This is a genomic window from Martinezella rhizogenes (genome assembly GCF_007002745.1).
GTDB lineage: Bacteria > Pseudomonadota > Alphaproteobacteria > Rhizobiales > Rhizobiaceae > Agrobacterium > Agrobacterium cucumeris.
Map to the genome: position 1 here is coordinate 322,398 of NZ_SGNY01000002.1, position 18,104 is coordinate 340,501.

The following is an 18,104-nucleotide window of genomic DNA, read 5'->3' on the forward strand; positions in this document are numbered from 1 at the left end:
CCGGCATTCAGTTCTCGATGTCGAACCGGCTTCTCGCCTTGCGTATCGCATCGTGATTATCGAGCGCCCATTGAATGACGACTTTAAGCGGCGTGTAGAGCGATGCGCCGAGCGGGGTGATGCTGTATTCCACGCTTGGCGGCTTCGTCGGAAAGACCTGCCGGTGAATATAGCCTTCGCGCTGCAAATCCCGCAGTGTCTGCGTCAGCATGCGTTGGGAAATATCCGGCACCATGCGCCGCAGCTCGCCGAAACGGTAGGGCTTCGATGCTATCGCCCCCAGCAGCAAAGTGGACCATTTGCCGCCGATCTGGCTCATGACGTCCCGCACGGGGCAATCGGCAACACTGGTGGCGGAAAACACCAGCCCGAAGGCCTCGTCAAGCCTGTTTTCCTGCCTCGCGGGCCCGACAACATCCATAAGCATGGTTCCCTTTTGGTAACGATCCGCGCAGAACCTGCCTTCTTTACAGCCTCTAGGCAATTCCTATTTTAGTGCTGCTCTCTTTTTGAGACGACCGAAAGGATAAAAATCATGAGCAGAATTCTGGTGACCGGCGCCGCCGGACAGCTTGGACAGGCCGTCATCCGCCACCTCCTGGAAACCTACCACGTCCCGGCCGCCAATATCGTCGCCGCCACCCGCGACGTATCCCGGCTCTCCGCGCTTGCAGCAAAAGGCGCCGAAGTGCGACGCGCGGATTTCGACGATCCCGCATCGCTTGACGCCGCCTTTTCCGGCATCGACACGCTGCTGGTCATCTCCACCGATGCGCTCATGGTCCCCGGCCTTCGCCTCAGACAACACCAAACGGCGGTGGAGGCAGCCACAAGAGCCGGTATCCGGCATATCGCCTATACGTCGATGCCAAGCCCCGACAAATCGCTCGTCAGCTTCGCACCCGATCATCTGGGAACGGAAACAGCGATCAAGGCAAGCGGCCTGCCCTACACCATTCTTCGCAATGCATGGTATTTCGACAACCACCTGCACGGCATGCCGCAAAATCTGAAGAATGGCCAGTGGTTCACGGCCCGCGGCAACGGCAGGGTCGGCGATGTCTCCCGGGAAGACTGCGCCCATGCTGCCGCCGCCGCACTACTGAAACCGGCGGAAAACCGGACCTATACGCTGACCGGGGCGGAAACATCGACGGCCGACGGTCTGGCTTCCCTGATAAGCGAGGTGACGGGCAAGCCGCTTGCCGTGGTGCAGGTCACGCCCGAGCAGCTCAAGCAGGCAATAACTGCGACGGGATTGCCCGACATCATTGCCGGCATGATCGCTTCCGCCGACGCCAATATCGCCGCCGGAAACTTCGACATCGTGACCCGAGACTTCGAAACGCTGACAGGTGCGACGCCGCAATCCGCAGCGGATTTCTTCAGCGAGCATAAATCCGCACTGCTGGGCTGAAATGCCGGCCCGTTCCACCCCGCGCCGGGAGGGGACGGGCTTTAAAACAGCGACCGTTGCTCAAGCCCGAATGGTCGAGGGCGAAACAGCCTGTTCCGCCGCGATAATCTCACGCGAAGCATCAATATCCCGCGACGGCGACAATCCGTAAAAACGGCTATATTCGCGGCTGAACTGCGACGGGCTCTGGTAACCGACACGATGGCCGGCAGTGCCGGCATCCAGCCGTTCAGCAAGCATCAGCCGGCGCGCCTCATGCAGCCGCAGCTGCTTCTGGTACTGCACCGGCGTCATGGCCGTGATCGTCTTGAAATGATGATGGAAGGACGACACGCTCATGCCGATATGCTCGGCAAGGTCTTCGATGCGCAGCTGGCGCGCGAAATTCTCCCGCAGCCAGGCAATGGCGCGGGCGATGCGGTTGCCCTGGCTGCCGGCCGCGATGATGTTCATCAGCTGCCCGCCGGCTGGTCCTGTCAGGATGCGATAGAGGATTTCCTGCTCGATCAGCGGTGCCATGGCGGCAATCTCTGTTGGACGATCGAGCAAGCGCAGCAGCCGGATCGCCGCATCCAGAAGCTCCGGCGTGGCAGCGTTGACGACGATGCCGCGCTGCGCATTCGCGGGCTCCGTCGGCGTATCGATCGGCACGCGGCGCATGAGATCGAGCAGCTTCTCGCTGTCGATGGCAAGCGCGATGCAGAAATGCGGCACCTCTTTGCTCGCCTCCACCACCCGCCACGCGACCGGCAGGTCGAGCGAGGTCAGCAGATAGTCGCCGGCGCCGTAATTGATGGTATCCGTTCCCAATTGAACACATTTCGATCCCTGTATCACCATCGCCAGACAGGGACGGTAGCTACCGTGGCACGGCGCGCTCGGCGCAGTACGCCGGCTGATGCCGAGGGATTCGATTGCCGTCTGCACCTCACCGTCACGGGTGGCATGCCGTGCGGCGATGGAGGCGATCTCCTGATAGACATTGAACGGCAAGGACATGAGGGAAATCCCTTAACTGAAGGAAGAGATGCGTTAGATGCCACTTATCTAGAAAGCCGCCGGACTTCCGCAAAGAGCATGCCCGCATATTTTTGCAGGATCGTGCAAAAAGCTCGGAGGATCGCTCTAACGCCGCCTTGCACTTCCATTGCATATTCCGCCGTCCCCAACTCCCGAAAGGATATTCAGATGGCTATTGCAAGAGGTTATGCTGCGACCGACGCGTCGAAGCCGCTTACCCCGTTCACCTTCGAACGCCGCGAGCCGAACGATGACGACGTCGTCATCGATATCAAATATGCCGGCATCTGCCACTCGGACATCCACACCGTCCGCAACGAATGGAAGAATGCCGTCTTCCCGATCGTCCCGGGTCACGAAATTGCCGGTGTCGTCAAGGCTGTCGGCTCCAAGGTCACGAAGTTCAAGGTCGGCGACCATGTCGGCGTCGGCTGCTTCGTCGATTCCTGCGTCGGCTGCGCCACCCGCGATCTCGACAACGAACATTATATGCCCGGCCTCGTCCAGACCTATAACGATGTCGATCCGTTCACGAAAACCGCGACCCATGGCGGTTATTCCGACTCGATCGTCGTCAAGGAAGGTTATGTCCTGTCGATCCCGGACAACCTGCCGCTCGATGCATCCGCACCGCTTCTCTGCGCCGGCATCACGCTTTATTCGCCGCTGCGCCGCTGGAACGCCGGCCCCGGCCAGAAGGTCGCGATCGTCGGCATGGGCGGCCTTGGCCATATGGGCGTCAAGCTCGGCGCGGCCATGGGTGCGGATATCACCGTGCTGTCCCAGACGCTGTCGAAGAAGGAAGATGGCCTGAAGCTCGGCGCGAAGGAATATTACGCCACCAGCGACGCCTCGACCTTCGAGAAGCTGGCCGGCACCTTCGACCTGATCATCTGCACGGCCGGCGTCGCCATCGACTGGAATGCCTATCTCGGCCTCCTGAAGCCCAAGGGCAGCATGGTCGTGGTCGGCGCACCGGAACATCCGATCCCCGTCCACGCATTCGCGCTGATCTTCGGTGCGAAGAACCTGTCGGGTTCGATGATCGGTTCGATCAAGGAAACCCAGGAAATGCTGGATTTCTGCGGCGAGCACAACATCGTCTCGGAGATCGAGACGATCAACATCCAGGATGTCAATGAAGCCTATGAGCGCGTGCTGAAGAGCGACGTGCGGTATCGCTTCGTCATCGACATGGCATCGCTCGACGCGTGAGTCTTGGATTGGGGCAAACCCGCTCCATCCACCCGCCGTCACCCCGGACCAAATCCGGGGTCCGGCCAGCCCAAGTCCTTGGACTGAAAAACTCTTCTCGCCGCGCAGACGCGCGGCGGCTGGATGCCGGATCAAGTCCGGCATGACGGAGGAGTAGTCTGGCGCAGCTGTCATAACATAAGGGCGGGAAGCCATGCTTCCCGCCCTTGTCATTTGCCTGCCCGGTCCTCAGGCCTCGTCCTTCAGCGTCTCTTTCTGGGTAATCAGCCGCGCACTGTGCTGGCCGCTCAGATAAATCCACAACCAGCTCCACGCCACGGCAAGTCGCGAACGCGTTCCGATCAGGAAGTAGATATGGGCAAGGCCCCAGATCCACCATGCCAGCACGCCCTTCAGCTTGAACCTGCCGAAATCGATCACCGCCGCACGTTTGCCGATGGTGGCGAGATTGCCCTGATGGCTGTAGCGGAACGGAGCCGGTGAAGGTTTGCCGTCAAGCCGCGCCCTGATGACCTTTGCAACATAAGCGCCCTGCTGCTTCGCCGCGGGCGCAATGCCCGGCACCGGCTTGCCGTTTTCCTGATTGACGGCGGCCGTATCGCCGATGACGAAGATATCGGCATCGTCTTCCAGATTGAGATGAGGTCCGACAATGGCGCGCCCCGCCCTGTCAGCCGCCGCCCCTAGCCACTTCGCGGCGGGAGACGCCTGCACACCGGCGGCCCAGACAACCGTGCGGCAGGGATAATAAGTGTCGCCCACCGTCACGCCTTCATCGCTGCAGGCCGTCACCGGCGTACCGAGCAGAACCTCGACACCCAGTTTTTCGAGCGCTTCCTTGGCATAGGCAGAAAGATCCTCGGTGAAAACCGGCAGGACACGCGGGCCGGCCTCGACAAGCAGCACGCGGGTCTGCCGGGTGTCGACATTGCGGAATTCCGCCGGCAGCGCCTTATGGGCCAGCTCGGCGATCATGCCCGCCATTTCCACGCCCGTCGGGCCCGCCCCGATGATGACGAAAGTCAGCTGCGCCTGCCGCTCCTCTTCGCTGATGGAAAGTTCGGCCCTTTCGAAAGCCAGAAGCAGACGGCGGCGGATTGTCGTTGCATCTTCCAGCGTCTTGAGACCGGGGGCGGAACGCTCCCACTCGTCGCGACCGAAATAGGCATGGCGCGCGCCGGTGGCCAGCACCAGCGTATCGAAACCGATCACCTGACCCGAACTTAAATGCACGGTCCGCGCCGCCCGGTCTATGCCGGTCACCTCCGCAAGCAGGGTCGTTACCTCCTTGCGGTCGCGGTAAAGATGGCGGATCGGCCAGGCGATTTCGGATGTCGCCAGCGCCGTGGTCGCAACCTGATAAAGCAGTGGCTGGAACAGGTGATGGTTGCGGCGATCGATCAATGTGATGCGGACAGGGGCCCCCTCCAGCCCATGTACCAGTTGTAAACCGCCGAAGCCTCCACCCACGACGACAACATGATGTTCTTGCATATGTCTCTGCCTTCAAAAGCTCGCGCACGGAGCATGCGCAGCCAGAGCATAGGCGAAAAAATTGACTTTGGTTATGAAATAGGCTGACCACAGGCCTGACAAAAACGCCGGACTGTTTCAGCCATGCCATATTCCAGCGCATCCGCCGTCAATCCGTGACCGATAGAAACTTCAGCCAGATAAGGAATGCGTTTCATCAGCCTGGGCAGGTTTGCGACAGTCAGGTCATGGCCGGCATTGACGGCAAGCCCGAGTGCCGCAGCATGGTCCGCCGTCTGTCCGAGCTTCTCAAGAAGCGCCTCGCCCTTTTGCGGATCGTCAAAACAACCGCCATAGGGGCCGGTGTAGAGTTCGATATGCGCCGCACCCGTTTCAGCCGCCAGTTCCACCGGCTCGCGTTCCCCGTCACCATCGGCAAACAGTGAAACCCGCATGCCGCCAGCCTTCAGGCGTCCGACGACTTCCTTCAGGAAAATGCCGTGCCTGCGAAAATCCCAGCCATGATCGGATGTCGCCTGCGAGGGATCATCCGGCACCAGCGTTACCTGTTCCGGCTGGGTCTTTTCGCAAAGAACGAGAAAATCCTCGGTCGGATAACCTTCGATGTTAAATTCCGCCTTGGGAAAGCTGTCATCGATCAACGCGCGTAGCACCGGCAGGTCTGAAAAGCGGATATGGCGCTGATCGGGACGAGGGTGTACAGTCAGGCCGCTTGCACCCGCAGCGAGTGCCAGTTGCCCGAAATGCGCGACATCCGGCCACGGAAGGTCGCGACGGTTACGCAGCATGGCGATTGCATTGAGATTGACGGAAAGTTTTGCGGGCATGGCGTCGGGCTCCGGTTCGGAATCTGCATCCTGTTTCACGCAGGTTGACGCCGACCGCAAGGAGGCCGATAAAATTTTTTGGAACACGGGAACGAAAACACACAATACACGTTACGGTTCTTATGTAGCGTTTGGCATGATGTCTTGATCAGGAGACAGACCGTTGCGGGGGAACAAGCAACGGACGTCTTTTAAAAGCAGGCGCGCCGCCAAAGAGCGCAAAGGGGGGAAAGAATGCAGGATGGCCGTATGCCGTTTGAACACGGCGACGAGGACAAACCCAATCTAAGGCTCAGCAGCTTTTTACCTGACATAAGCCTGCCCTCTTCCCTGCCCGCCGAACCGGTGCCCATTGCCGATATGGCCAATATCTTCGGAGTGACCCACCGGACCCTTCATTTTTACGAAGAAAAGGCGCTGCTGACATCGAAGCGCATCGGCCAGATGCGGGTCTACACCCATCGCAACGTCCAGCGCATGGCGGTCATCAATGTCTGCCGCGAGGTCGGCATTTCGGTTGCTGCCATTACCGAGATCATGGAAAAACTCGTCCGCTCCCTGTCGCAGGAAGAGGCGGACGACATTTTCCACGCCGCGCTGAGACAGCGGAAGAGAGAATTGACGGCCGAGCTTTCAACCCTTCAGCGTCAGGCACAGCAGATTGAAGAATTGCTCGTCATCGATAGCGATGCGGATGGCTTTGACGGCGCTGAACGTGGTCCGGCCAAGGACATTGCCCTCACCGATACCGAACGGAAATGTCTGGAATTGATGGCAGAAGGTTATGCGCCGGTGCGTCTCGCCCGGGCTCTCGGTCTTTCGGGCAGCGACCTCAACGCGCTTGAAGCGAAGATCATCGGCAAGTTCAGTGCCAGCAACCGCTTTCAGGCGGTCGCCAAGGCAGTCCTGCTTGGTGTTATCCGCGCATAAAAGCGTGTCGAGGAAAAGTGCATAGCGATTTTCCGCCCGGACGATGCGCAGACAAGGAGATTGGGCCCATGCCCAATCTCAACGAACGATCGTAAGCGTCTCGGCCGCGCGGGTAATGGCTGTGTAAAGCCAACGCTCACGTGAATCCCGGAATGCATAGCTCTCATCGAAAAGAACCACATTGTTCCACTGCGAACCCTGCGCCTTGTGCACGGTCAGCGCATAGCCGAAATCGAACTCGTCATAACGCTTGCGGGTCGACCACGGAATTTCGGTCTCGACATCCTCGAACGCCGCCTTCAGCAATTTGATCTTGGCCGCACCGCGATCCATATCGTCATCTTCCGGCCGGATCATCAGGTTGATGCCGGGCTTCACCGTCTCGCGCGAGGAGCTCATGACCTGCCAGAGCGAGCCGTTCAGCAGGCCCTTGGCCGGATCGTTCCTGAGGCAAACCAGCTTGTCACCGGATTGCGGATAATCGGCCGAAAAACCCTTGAGTTCACGAAGCCGCTGATTGTAGCGGCGGCGCGTGCGATTGGTGCCGACCAGCACCTGATCGGCCTCCAGCACCAGTGACTGCGTCACTTCTGACTTCGAGATCACCTGCGCCGAGCCATAATCGCCGCGCATGATCTCGCGGCCCTCGCGCACATCCATGGCAAGATGGATGATGGGATTGTCCTTGGCCTGACGGTGGATTTCCGAGAGAAGATAATCCGGCTCCTGCTCGGTGAAGAAACCACCACCCGATACCGGCGGCAACTGGCCCGGATCGCCAAGCACGAGGATCGGCGTGCCGAAGCTCATCAGATCCTTGCCGAGCTGCTCGTCCACCATCGAACATTCATCGATGATGATCAGCGCTGCCTTGGCAAGCGGGCTCTGGCGGTTGATGGAAAACATCGGCGCGACCGAGGTCTTGCCGGTTTCCTCGTCTTCCACCGTTTCTTCGCCACGCGGGCGGTAGATCAGCGAATGGATGGTGCGAGCATTGGTCGCCCCGCGGGAGCGCAGCACCTGCGCTGCCTTGCCAGTGAAGGCCGCAAACAGCACTTCACCATCGACATTTTCCGCGAAATGTTTGGCAAGCGTCGTCTTGCCCGTTCCGGCATAACCGAACAACCGGAAAACCGGCGTCCGGCCTTCCTTCAGCCAGCGGGAAACAGCCTTGAGCGCTTCGTCCTGTTGCGGTGAAAATAACATGCGCCCTCATCGCAGGATTCGAGCACCCTGCGCAACAGAAAAAGAACGAAAGATGAATCGTGACACCAGAATGCGGCAATAAAACACGGCTGGTTTTTAAACCACGGCGGCTATCATGCCGCCTATGAAGATATTGATTCTCGGCGCGACAGGTTTCATCGGTTCGGAGGTGATGCGCAGCCTCCACGGCAGAGGCCATTCCGTCACCGGCCTGGCCCGCTCCGTCAGACGCGCCAAAGACAAGTGGCCTTTCGCCAACTGGACTTCCGCCGATCTCGCCCACATGACGCAAGTCGCAGACTGGGACGTGCTGGTGAGGGATCATGACGCCATCGTCAATTGCGCCGGCGCGCTTCAGGACGGTCTTTCGGATGACCTGGCCGCGACGCAGGAAAAAGCCATGCTGGCGCTTTACGCGGCGGCGGCGCAGGCGGGCGGCAGGCTGCTGATCCAGATATCGGCCCGCACGGCGGGAGCGGCGGCCGACCTGCCCTTTCTCGCCACCAAACGCCGCGCCGACGAAGCACTGGCCACAAGCGGCCTGCCCTATGTCATTCTCCGCCCAGCCCTCGTTGTCGGGCGCAATGCCCATGGCGGAACGGCGCTGGTGCGGGCGCTTGCCGGCTTTCCCCTCATGCTGCCACTTGTCAATGGCGCGATGCCCGTTCGCACGGTCGCGGTCGAAGATGTGGCGTCGGCCGTCAGCGCGGCGGTCGATGGTGAAATTCCGCCGGGCAGCGATCTCGAACTCGCCGCAGAAGAAATGCTGACATTGCAGGACGTGGTCACCACGCACCGGCAATGGCTCGGCCTGCCCCCTGCCCCTGTCGTAAACCTTCCGGCGGCCTTCATGCGACCCGTCAGCCTTGTTGCGGACGCCGCAGGCGCGCTCGGCTGGCGCTCGCCGCTGCGTTCAACCGCGATGACAGTCATGTCGGAAGGCATCGTGACGGAGGATGAGGCGCGACCAAGGACGTTGTCGCTCAGGCCCCTGACGCAGACACTGGCCGCCCACCCTTCCGGCGTGCAGGACCTGTGGTTTGCCAGATCCTATCTGCTCAAACCGCTGGTCATCCTCTGCCTGTCTCTATTCTGGCTGCTATCCGGCCTCGTGCCGCTGCTGAACATCAACGGAGCTGCAGCGCATTTTCTGCCCTTCATGCCGCAGGCACCGGCAGTCGCGCTCACACTCGCCACCTGCCTCCTCGATGTCGCCCTCGGCGTCACCGTCCTGCTACGGCCGCTCGCCAGAAAGGCGCTCATCGGCATGCTGCTGGTCAGCGCCGCTTACCTTGCTGGCGGCAGCCTGCTGGAGCCGGGCCTGTGGCTCGATCCGCTCGGTCCCTTGGTCAAGGTTCTGCCTTCCATAGCCCTGACACTTGTCGCCCTTGCCACGCTGGATGAACGCTGATGACGCTTGAGGAACTGCTGCGGCTTGCCCATGTCATCGGCGCAACGGTGTTGTTCGGCACCGGCGCGGGCATCGCATTTTTCATGGTCATGGCGCGGCGAACGGCAAACCCGGCGCTGATCGCCCATGTCGCCGGAACGGTCGTCATTGCCGATACGATCTTCACCGCCACGGCGGCGATCATCCAGCCTGTCACCGGCTATCTTCTCGCGCGCATCATCGGCTGGCCGCTGACCGAAGGCTGGATCGCCCTTTCGCTTGGCCTTTATGTCTTCACCGGCATTTTCTGGCTGCCGGTGGTGTGGATCCAAATCCAACTGCGCAATATCGCCAGAGACTGCGCCGCCACGGGACAGGCCCTGCCAGCGCAATGGTTCCGCCTTTACCGCATCTGGTTCGCCTGCGGTTTCCCCGCCTTCTTCGCGGTCCTCGGCATCATCTGGCTGATGCTCAACAAGCCGGATATTCCCCTGTTCGGCTGATGCCGTTCAATGGGCCGCCTGCTTTTCGACAAGCTGCGCCAGCTGCTCCGCGACCGTGTTCCAGCCGTCGAAGAACCCCATCTCCGCGTGCTTATCGCGATCCACGGGGTTTCTGTGCATGGCATAGGCCACATATTCCATGCCCTCCGGGTGATCACGGAAAGTCATCACGGCGGTGAGGAACGATCGGGCGGAGGGGCGGAAACCCGCCGTCAGCGCATCGGTAAAAATCAGACGCTCGCCGTCATCCACAGCCAGGAAACAGCCACTGATATGGTCACCGAATGCCGCGCCATCCTCGCTGTAACGCGTTTCGAAGGCGCCGCCGGGGTGAAGCTCCATTTTCTCGACGCGGCACTGGCCGGGATGCGGCACCCACCATTGTTCAAGGCTGTTCTTGTCCACCCATGCATTCCACACAAGCCGGCGCGGCGCCCTTATGATGCGTGAAATCTTCAGGTCGAGATCGGGATTAAAAGTCTCGGTCATTGGTCATTCTCCCCTTTGCCTGACGCTCTATCCTGTTGCGCCATGACGAATTGTTCGAGCCGGTCCGTGCGATCTTCCCAGATGGCGCGCTGTTGCGACAGCCAGCCATCGAGCATGGAAAACCGCTGTTTCTCCAGCGAGCAGAACCGCACTCGGCCCTGCTTGCGCGTCGCGATCAGCCCGGCCTCTTCCAGCTGGCGAATGTGTTTCATGAAGGAAGGCAGGGCCATGTCGAAGGGTTCGGCCAGCGTTCCGATGCTCGCCTCCCCGCCGCCCAGCCTCAGGATCACCGCCCTGCGGGTCGGATCGGCAAGAGACTGGAAGATATCGTCGAGCGCGTCTGAATAGTTTTCCATAAGGCTAACTATCACGATAAAATACTTAGCTCAATGGATAAGTTTTAAAATCGCAAAAATCGTGTCGCGACAGGGAATAAACCCGCCGCCTGCGGTGTCTCTTGGTCTGTTGGCGGCAAAGCCCGCCCGAACCAAGGAGGATATGTCCATGAAGATCCGCTTTATCGTTCCCGCCCTCATTCTGGCTTTTGCCGGAACGGCCTATGCGGCCCCGGCGGTCGAAACGGTCAAGACCGACAAAGGCAATGTACTTGCCGGCGAAAAAGGCATGACGCTCTACACTTTCAAGAACGACAAGAAGGGCGTATCCAATTGTTATGACAAATGCGCGGTGAACTGGCCGCCGTTTTTCGCAGCTACTGGCGCCAAGGCCGAGGGGGCATATACGACCGTGACGCGCAAGGACGGCAAAATGCAATGGGCAAAGGACGGCATGCCGCTCTATTACTGGGTCAAGGACATGAAAAAAGGCGACGCCACCGGTGATGGTATGAACGGTGTATGGGATGCCGCAAAACCCTGACGGTATGAATGGCAAAACGCGGGGGAGCCTCTCCCCCGCAGCCGGCACCTTCGAAGCGGAGGTTCTGGCGCTGATACCCATGCTGCGCCGTTATTCCCGCAGCCTTTCCCGCTCGGATGCGGATGGCGAAGACCTTTTGCAGGACTGCGTGGAAAAAGCGCTCGTCAATAAAAGGCAATGGCGCGGAACGGGTTTGAAATCATGGGCTTACACGATAATGACGAATCTTTATCGCAACCGCCACCGCGCCGAGAAACGCCACCCGTCCGAAAGCCTTGATGGCCATGAGACCATCGCCGTCACCGATCAGTTGTCCGATACGCTGGAGAATGATCGGCTGCACGGCGCGCTCGCCCTTCTTTCGCCTGATATGCGGGCGGTTTTGATGCTGGTGACGGTGGAAGGCTACAGCTACCAGGAGGCGGCCGAGATGCTATCGATCCCGCTCGGCACGGTCATGTCCAGACTGTCCCGCGCCCGCGAAACCCTTCGCCAGCAGCTGGCGGCGGACAATATCATTCCCCTGCGGAGACCACGATGAAACGGCCCGATGCCATAACCGAAGACGACCTGCACGCCTATGTCGACGGGCTTCTTTCCGACGATGACCGCGCGGCTGTCGAGGCGTGGCTCGCAGAAAGACCTGAAGAACAGGCCCGCGTGCAGGACTGGAAACAGCAGGCCGACATTCTTCGCAATGCCTTCGCTTCCTACGCCGCCGCCCATCCGCACGACGCATCGATGCTCAGCCCACCGAAACCGGACCGTACATGGCGGCTGAAGCCAGCTCTTGCGAAAATAGCGGCCGCCCTCATGATCTTTGCCGCGGGCGCCGCAGCTGGCCGGCTTCTGCCGCCATCCGCCTCCACACCGCAGGACGTGACGCTGGCGTCGTTGACGACGGATATTCCGGCACAGGCAAAATCCGCCTATCTCATCTATGCAAGCGAAGTGCGCCACCCCGTCGAAGTTGGTGCGGGAGAGCAGCAGCATCTCGCGACATGGCTCGGCAAGCGGCTCGGTTATCCCTTTGCGATCCCTGATCTTTCCAAGATCGGATACGATCTCGTCGGCGGGCGTCTCATCCCCGTCAGCGGCAAGCCGGGCGCGATGCTGATGTATCAGGACAAGACGGGCCGCCGGGTGACGGTACTGATCGGCCATAACGAGGAAAACCGCACCACCAGTTTCCGCATGGCGAGCGCCGACGGCATCGAGACTTTCTACTGGATCGACAACGAACTCGGTTACGCGGTGTCGGCCGAACTGACACGCGACGAGGTGCAGGCAATCGCCGAGGAATGTTACCGGCAATTCCCGACGTAAAGGCTGTTATTTCAGCATCGGCCAGAGGCTGATGACGAGCAGCACGGCCATGGTGATATTGAACCATTTGAGCCGGACCGGCACGGACAGCCAGTCGCGCAGCGCCGAGCCGAAACCTGCCCAGGTGGACACGCTGGGAAGATTGACGGCGGCGAAGGCCACGCCAACCACCAGAACAGTGACGAAATATTGCGCCTCGTTGGTGTAGGTCGCCATCGCCGTCACCGCCATTACCCAGGCTTTCGGATTGACCCACTGAAAGGCTGCGGCAGCAAGGAAGCTCATCGGCCGCGATGCGGCCGTTCCTTCATTCAGGCTGCGGGAAGTGCCGATCTTCCAGGCGATCCAGACGAGATATAGCCCGCCGGCGAATTTCAGCCCGGTATAGAGCAACGGCACGGAATGCAGCACCGCACCAAGGCCAAAACCGACGCCGATCAAAAGCGACAGAAACCCCACGCCTATACCCAGCATATGCGGGATGGTGCGGCGGAACCCGAAATTCACGCCTGACGTAAACAACATCATGTTGTTCGGGCCGGGTGTGATGGACGTGGTGAAGGCAAACAACACCAGTGCAGCGAAGGTTTCAACGGTCATGATCTCTCCTGTGAAAAAGACCCTAGCCACACGACCACTATCAAACCAGCCCGGCAGACCGATGGCCGGGGTCAATTTTTTTGATGGATCGATCCCGCTCGCGCCGGGTTTGAGAAGTCGGCACAAAGGGCTATTCTCCCCCGACAACCGCTGGAGCGAAACAATGTATGACGACATTCCTTCCGTTACCCTGCCATCCGGAAAAGAGGTTCCAGCCCTTGGCCTTGGCACCTGGAACATGGGAGAAAACAGATCGTCGGCGCCTCAGGAGATCGAGAGCATCCGCAAGGCGATCGATCTTGGCATGACGCTGGTCGATACGGCCGAAATGTATGCCGATGGCCGATCTGAAGAGGTGGTCGGCACGGCAATTGCCGGCCGCCGTGACGACGTGTTTCTGGTCAGCAAGGTCTATCCGTGGAACGCTAGCGCCAAAGGAACGGTGGAGGCCTGCGAGCGCAGCCTTGCAAGGCTCGGCACCGATCATATCGACCTCTATCTGCTGCACTGGCGCGGCGAGCACCCACTGAACGAAACCGTGGCGGCTTTCGAAAGACTGAAGAGCGACGGCAAGATCGGCGACTGGGGCGTCTCCAATTTCGATACCGACGACATGGAAGAACTTTTCGCTGTTCCCGATGGCAAAAACTGCGCCGCCAATCAGGTACTTTACAATCTGTCGCGGCGCGGCCCCGAGTTTTCGCTGCTGCCATGGTGCCAGGAGCACGGCGTGCCGCTGATGGCCTATTCGCCCATCGAGCAGGGCCGCATCCTGAAGAACCACGAACTCATCCGCATCGCCAAGGCCTATCAGGCGACGCCGGCGCAACTGGCGCTGGCCTTTCTGCTGGAAAGAGACGGCGTCATCGCCATCCCGAAATCCGCCAGCGCCTCCCGTGTGGAAGAAAACCGCGGCGCGACCGATCTTGAAATAACCGACGAAGACTGGACCGCCCTCGACGCCGCCTTCCCGGTGCCAACGCGCAAGACAGCCTTGGAAATGCTCTGAGAGAACATGGCCTTAAGAGGCGTTCCGGAATCAGGTGCTGAAGCGGTTGAATCGAAATATGAGAACCAGATCGATAGCGCGCGTGCACAGAAACCGGCAATGACGGCGCGGCAAACCGCGCCGTCCGGTAGATGCGCTACCCGTTCTATGACGGTATGCGGTGCTCATAGTCTTTCTTGAGTTCCAGCCATGTATCCCAGAAGGGGCCTGGCTCTTTTTCCTGAAGACGGGCGGCGAGAATATCGAGATGCGTGTGCCAGCCGGCGCTGATATTGAGTTTGCTATTCCGATCCCCCAGCCGGCGGTGGATGAGCGTCAGGAGCACCTGCTTGCCCAGAGCCTGAAGCTCGATCGAAACCTCCGCCCCCTCACCCCAGCTGAAGACAAGGCGATGCGGCGGAACGACGGTAATGATGCGGGACGCCATCTTTTCCTCTTCGGAAAAGCCCTCCGGCCGCCGGCCGGGCGGATCGGAAAGCTCGTCGTTGCGCCAGACCAGTTCGAACGGTGCATCGGGCGCAAGTTTCATTTCACCGGAGGCCAGCCAGCGGCGGCGAAGCTCGCTTTGTGTCAGAAAGGCCCAGACCCGGTCGATCGGCCCCGGCAACAGCCGTTCGATCTTCAGCGTCGCGGGTTCGACAAGTTGGCCATAGGCGTCAGGCACTGCAATATCAGTCATTGTCATTTCCTCCATTTGCAGGGGATTTTCCCTGATCTTCCTCCCTGAGCATCTGCTCAAGAATATCGAGGCGGCTGTTCCAGAACTGCCGGTAGTAATTCAGCCACTCCTGCGCGTTTGCCAGGGGTTCTGGCGCTAGGTGGCAGATATGGGTGCGCCCCCTCACCTCCCGGCGGATAAGCCCGGCATTCTCCAATGCCTTGATGTGCTTGGAGGCTGCCGCAAGCGAGATGTCGAACGGCGCGGCCAACTGGGTGACCGTCCGCTCGCCACGGGAAAGCTCGCGCAACATCGTGCGCCGCGTCGCGTCGCCAAGGGCATGAAAGACAGTGTCGAGGTGTGGAGCAGATAATTCAACCATATTGTTGAATATAGATCATCGTCCGCGAAAGTCAACCATATGGTTGAATATAACTTCACAGAGCAAATTCCATAAAAAAACCCGCGGCGAACCGCGGGCTTGATATTTCAAAGGCACTTGCTTCGAGTGCGGGGATCACATCCCCTGCGAGCCACGGTTCATCGCGGCAATACCCGTGCGGCAGATCTCGATCAGGCCGAGCGGCTTGATGATCGCCACGAACTGGTCGATCTTCGACGACTTACCGGTGATTTCGAAGATGAAATGCTCGACAGTCGCATCCACCACCTTGGCCTGAAACGCATCGGCAAGGCGCAGCGCTTCGGCGCGAACTTCGCCCGTACCGGCAACCTTGATCAGCGCCACTTCGCGCTCGATCGGCCGCTCCTGTCCCAGCTCGCGGGCGCGAACGGTGAGGTCGAGAACCCGGTGCACCGGCACGATACGCTCAAGCTGCGCCTTGATCTGCTCCAACACGATCGGTGTGCCGCGCGTGACGATGGTGATACGCGAGAGATGCGCCTCATGTTCCGTTTCCGAAACCGTCAGGCTTTCAATGTTGTAACCCCGCCCGGAAAACAGGCCGATGACCCGGGCGAGAACGCCCGGCTCGTTGCTGACGAGAACCGACAGCGTGTGATTTTCGACGGCAGCCGTTTCCTTCTGGATGAAATAGGCGGAGCCAGTGGGTTGTAGGTGTGCGTTCATGTCCTTTTCCTCTCCCGGCTCAGACTAGCTGACGGCCCTTGGCGTCGATGGCGTTGGCAACAGCTTCATCCGTCGCCTCATCCGGCAACAGCATCTCGTTATGGGCTTTACCAGACGGGATCATCGGGAAGCAATTGGCAAGATTGGCAACGCGGCAATCGAAGATGACAGGCTTGTTGACGGCAATCATCTCGGCGATCTTGTCGTCCAGCTCCTTCGGGTCGTCGCAATACATGCCAACCGCGCCATAGGCTTCCGCCAGCTTGACGAAATCAGGCATGGCTTCGGTATAGGAGTTCGACAGGCGGTTGCCGTGCAGCAGCTGCTGCCATTGCCGCACCATGCCCATATACTGGTTGTTGAGGATGAAAATCTTCACCGGCAGACCATACTGGATGGCGCAGGACATTTCCTGAATGCACATCTGGATCGAGGCATCACCGGCAATGTCGATAACCAGCGCTTCGGGATGTGCGACCTGCACGCCGATGGCCGCTGGCAGGCCATAACCCATGGTTCCAAGGCCGCCCGAGGTCATCCAATGGTTCGGCTCCTCGAAGCCGAAGAACTGTGCCGCCCACATCTGGTGCTGGCCGACTTCGGTCGTGATGTAGGTGTCGCGTCCCTTCGAAGCCTCATAAAGCCGCTGCAAGGCATATTGCGGCATGATGACGTCTTTGGAATTCTTGTAGGCGAAGGAATTGCGGGCGCGCCAGCGCTCGATCTGCGACCACCAGTCGGCCGTCTGGGCTTTCTCCGGCTTCTTCGGCAAAGCGCGCCACAAGCGAACCATATCTTCCAGGACATGGCCGACATCACCGATAACAGGCACATCGACACGAACCGTCTTGTTGATCGAGGACGGGTCGATATCGATATGGATCTTCTTGGAGTTCGGCGAAAACGCATTGATGCGACCGGTAATCCGGTCGTCGAAGCGCGCGCCGATGCAGACCATGACGTCGCAATCATGCATCGTCATGTTGGCTTCGTAGGATCCGTGCATGCCCAGCATGCCGAGCCAGTTCTTGCCGGACGCCGGATAGGCGCCGAGACCCATCAGGGTCGAGGTGATCGGGAAACCGGTCAGCTCGACCAGTTCGCGCAGCAAACGGGTGGCTTCCGGGCCGGAGTTGATAACGCCGCCGCCAGTGTAGAAAACCGGCTTTTTCGCCTTGGACATCAGGTCGATGGCGGCGTGAATGGCATTGAGATCGCCCTGGACCTTCGGCTTGTAGCTCTTCTGCTGAACGGCGGCAGAGGGTGGCGTGTAGGTGCCGGTGGCGAACTGGATGTCTTTGGGAATATCGACAACGACGGGACCGGGGCGACCGGTCTGCGCGATGCGGAAGGCTTCATGGATGATGCCCGCCAGCTCGTTGACGTCCTTGACCAGCCAATTGTGCTTGGTGCAGGGGCGCGTGATGCCGACGGTATCGCATTCCTGAAACGCATCGGAACCGATCAGCGATGTCGGAACCTGGCCGGACAGGCAGACGAGCGGGATGGAATCCATCAGCGCATCCTGCAGCGGCGTTACCGCATTGGTGGCGCCGGGACCCGAGGTGACGAGCATGACGCCAACCTTGCCGGTGGAGCGGGCATAACCTTCGGCAGCGTGGCCGGCGCCCTGCTCGTGACGCACGAGAATGTGCTGAATGTCTTCCTGCTGGAAAATCTCGTCATAAATCGGAAGCACGGCGCCGCCGGGATAACCGAAGATGTGCTCGACGCCATTGTCCTTCAGCGCCTGGAGCACGATCTCCGCACCTGTCATGCGATTGCTGTTTTCCGTATTGTCCTTATCCGTCATTGCCTGTTTCCATCCCGCTTTGGCTTTGGATATCGAGGAGCCCGAGGGCCTGTTTGAAGACATAAAAAAAGGCCCCTTAAGGAGCCTCGTTCAGCGCATGGGTGCTTTCGCCGGATGGTTACACCATCCTGCCCATGCGCCGTCCCACCACGATAAGTACGTTAAGATTTTTCATGGGCCGGAGTGTTAGCCACAAAAGCCCCAGCCGTCAACGCATATTGCGGAAAAAATCGGCGAC

The 18,104-nt window shown here is 59.9% G+C and carries 21 protein-coding genes; 9 read left to right on the forward strand and 12 right to left on the reverse strand.

Annotated features, from left to right (window positions below; translation table 11 throughout):
• Nucleotides 1-7: 7 nt before the first annotated feature.
• Nucleotides 8-421 (reverse strand): winged helix-turn-helix transcriptional regulator, encoded by a 414-nt coding sequence (locus EXN68_RS07230; protein WP_116979280.1) that lies wholly within the window; start codon nucleotides 419-421, stop codon nucleotides 8-10.
• 111 nt (nucleotides 422-532) lie between these two features.
• Between EXN68_RS07230 and EXN68_RS07235 the strand changes: the two genes are divergently transcribed.
• Nucleotides 533-1,417 carry an SDR family oxidoreductase gene (locus tag EXN68_RS07235; RefSeq protein ID WP_142840211.1) on the forward strand — a complete coding sequence of 295 codons (885 nt, stop codon included), beginning with the start codon at nucleotides 533-535 and terminating at the stop codon, nucleotides 1,415-1,417.
• Nucleotides 1,418-1,477: 60 nt separating this feature from the next.
• Here EXN68_RS07235 and EXN68_RS07240 read toward each other — a convergent pair whose 3' ends face one another.
• On the reverse strand, nucleotides 1,478-2,416 hold the full coding sequence (locus EXN68_RS07240; RefSeq protein WP_142840212.1) for an AraC family transcriptional regulator: 939 nt from the start codon (nucleotides 2,414-2,416) through the stop codon (nucleotides 1,478-1,480).
• Between the two features lie 189 nt (nucleotides 2,417-2,605).
• Between EXN68_RS07240 and EXN68_RS07245 the strand changes: the two genes are divergently transcribed.
• Nucleotides 2,606-3,652 carry an NAD(P)-dependent alcohol dehydrogenase gene (locus tag EXN68_RS07245; RefSeq protein ID WP_142840213.1) on the forward strand — a complete coding sequence of 349 codons (1,047 nt, stop codon included), beginning with the start codon at nucleotides 2,606-2,608 and terminating at the stop codon, nucleotides 3,650-3,652.
• Nucleotides 3,653-3,880: 228 nt separating this feature from the next.
• Here EXN68_RS07245 and EXN68_RS07250 read toward each other — a convergent pair whose 3' ends face one another.
• Together EXN68_RS07250 and EXN68_RS07255 are read right to left on the reverse strand one after the other, a co-directional pair.
• Complete coding sequence (locus EXN68_RS07250) at nucleotides 3,881-5,146, reverse strand: NAD(P)/FAD-dependent oxidoreductase (protein ID WP_142840214.1); 1,266 nt, start codon at nucleotides 5,144-5,146, stop codon at nucleotides 3,881-3,883.
• A gap of 71 nt (nucleotides 5,147-5,217) precedes the next feature.
• Entirely contained in the window at nucleotides 5,218-5,973 is a 756-nt protein-coding gene (locus EXN68_RS07255) for a pyridoxine 5'-phosphate synthase (protein ID WP_142840215.1), read from the reverse strand.
• A 234-nt stretch (nucleotides 5,974-6,207) separates the two neighbouring features.
• Here EXN68_RS07255 and EXN68_RS07260 point away from each other — a divergent pair, with 234 nt between their 5' ends.
• Nucleotides 6,208-6,903 carry a MerR family transcriptional regulator gene (locus EXN68_RS07260; RefSeq protein ID WP_142840216.1) on the forward strand — a complete coding sequence of 232 codons (696 nt, stop codon included), beginning with the start codon at nucleotides 6,208-6,210 and terminating at the stop codon, nucleotides 6,901-6,903.
• Between the two features lie 78 nt (nucleotides 6,904-6,981).
• On the opposite strand, the gene EXN68_RS07265 is transcribed toward EXN68_RS07260, so the two are convergent.
• Nucleotides 6,982-8,109 carry an ATP-dependent DNA helicase gene (locus EXN68_RS07265; protein ID WP_046798120.1) on the reverse strand — a complete coding sequence of 376 codons (1,128 nt, stop codon included), beginning with the start codon at nucleotides 8,107-8,109 and terminating at the stop codon, nucleotides 6,982-6,984.
• A gap of 124 nt (nucleotides 8,110-8,233) precedes the next feature.
• Between EXN68_RS07265 and EXN68_RS07270 the strand changes: the two genes are divergently transcribed.
• Entirely contained in the window at nucleotides 8,234-9,520 is a 1,287-nt protein-coding gene (locus tag EXN68_RS07270; protein ID WP_142840672.1) for an SDR family oxidoreductase, read from the forward strand.
• Nucleotides 9,520-10,002, forward strand: a complete 483-nt coding sequence (locus EXN68_RS07275; RefSeq protein WP_142840217.1) for a DUF2269 family protein — start codon at nucleotides 9,520-9,522, stop codon at nucleotides 10,000-10,002. The genes EXN68_RS07270 and EXN68_RS07275 overlap by 1 nt, the downstream gene beginning before the upstream one ends.
• 6 nt (nucleotides 10,003-10,008) lie before the next feature.
• Here the strand turns inward: EXN68_RS07275 and EXN68_RS07280 are convergent, their stop codons facing one another.
• Together EXN68_RS07280 and EXN68_RS07285 are read right to left on the reverse strand one after the other, a co-directional pair.
• Nucleotides 10,009-10,491: an SRPBCC family protein gene (locus EXN68_RS07280; protein WP_142840218.1), complete on the reverse strand. Its 483-nt coding sequence runs from the start codon at nucleotides 10,489-10,491 to the stop codon at nucleotides 10,009-10,011.
• Nucleotides 10,488-10,847: an ArsR/SmtB family transcription factor gene (locus EXN68_RS07285; protein WP_161991234.1), complete on the reverse strand. Its 360-nt coding sequence runs from the start codon at nucleotides 10,845-10,847 to the stop codon at nucleotides 10,488-10,490. The genes EXN68_RS07280 and EXN68_RS07285 overlap by 4 nt, the downstream gene beginning before the upstream one ends.
• Nucleotides 10,848-10,989: 142 nt before the next feature.
• Between EXN68_RS07285 and EXN68_RS07290 the strand changes: the two genes are divergently transcribed.
• Genes EXN68_RS07290 through EXN68_RS07300 form a run of 3 tightly spaced genes read left to right on the forward strand, consistent with a single transcriptional unit; the run spans nucleotide 10,990 to nucleotide 12,696 of the window.
• A complete protein-coding gene (locus tag EXN68_RS07290; protein ID WP_142840220.1) occupies nucleotides 10,990-11,370 on the forward strand; it encodes a COG4315 family predicted lipoprotein in 381 nt (126 codons plus the stop codon).
• Nucleotides 11,354-11,911 (forward strand): RNA polymerase sigma factor, encoded by a 558-nt coding sequence (locus tag EXN68_RS07295; RefSeq protein ID WP_161991236.1) that lies wholly within the window; start codon nucleotides 11,354-11,356, stop codon nucleotides 11,909-11,911. The genes EXN68_RS07290 and EXN68_RS07295 overlap by 17 nt, the downstream gene beginning before the upstream one ends.
• Entirely contained in the window at nucleotides 11,908-12,696 is a 789-nt protein-coding gene (locus tag EXN68_RS07300; protein WP_142840221.1) for an anti-sigma factor family protein, read from the forward strand. The genes EXN68_RS07295 and EXN68_RS07300 overlap by 4 nt, the downstream gene beginning before the upstream one ends.
• A gap of 6 nt (nucleotides 12,697-12,702) precedes the next feature.
• Here EXN68_RS07300 and EXN68_RS07305 read toward each other — a convergent pair whose 3' ends face one another.
• Nucleotides 12,703-13,296: a LysE family translocator gene (locus tag EXN68_RS07305; protein WP_142840222.1), complete on the reverse strand. Its 594-nt coding sequence runs from the start codon at nucleotides 13,294-13,296 to the stop codon at nucleotides 12,703-12,705.
• A 163-nt stretch (nucleotides 13,297-13,459) separates the two neighbouring features.
• Here EXN68_RS07305 and EXN68_RS07310 point away from each other — a divergent pair, with 163 nt between their 5' ends.
• The gene (locus EXN68_RS07310; RefSeq protein WP_142840223.1) at nucleotides 13,460-14,305 is read left to right on the forward strand and encodes an aldo/keto reductase; all 846 of its coding nucleotides are present in this window, start codon (nucleotides 13,460-13,462) and stop codon (nucleotides 14,303-14,305) included.
• A gap of 145 nt (nucleotides 14,306-14,450) precedes the next feature.
• Here the strand turns inward: EXN68_RS07310 and EXN68_RS07315 are convergent, their stop codons facing one another.
• The 4 genes from EXN68_RS07315 to EXN68_RS07330 all read right to left on the reverse strand — a co-directional run bounded on the left by EXN68_RS07315 (nucleotide 14,451) and on the right by EXN68_RS07330 (nucleotide 17,866).
• On the reverse strand, nucleotides 14,451-14,984 hold the full coding sequence (locus EXN68_RS07315; RefSeq protein ID WP_142840224.1) for an SRPBCC family protein: 534 nt from the start codon (nucleotides 14,982-14,984) through the stop codon (nucleotides 14,451-14,453).
• Nucleotides 14,977-15,345, reverse strand: coding sequence for an ArsR/SmtB family transcription factor (locus tag EXN68_RS07320; protein ID WP_142840225.1), 369 nt, complete (start codon nucleotides 15,343-15,345; stop codon nucleotides 14,977-14,979). Before EXN68_RS07320 ends, EXN68_RS07315 begins: the two co-directional genes overlap by 8 nt.
• Before the next feature lie 135 nt (nucleotides 15,346-15,480).
• Nucleotides 15,481-16,053 carry an acetolactate synthase small subunit gene (gene ilvN, locus EXN68_RS07325; protein ID WP_003507555.1) on the reverse strand — a complete coding sequence of 191 codons (573 nt, stop codon included), beginning with the start codon at nucleotides 16,051-16,053 and terminating at the stop codon, nucleotides 15,481-15,483.
• A 19-nt stretch (nucleotides 16,054-16,072) separates the two neighbouring features.
• Nucleotides 16,073-17,866 (reverse strand): acetolactate synthase 3 large subunit, encoded by a 1,794-nt coding sequence (locus EXN68_RS07330; protein WP_142840226.1) that lies wholly within the window; start codon nucleotides 17,864-17,866, stop codon nucleotides 16,073-16,075.
• Nucleotides 17,867-18,104 lie beyond the last annotated feature (238 nt).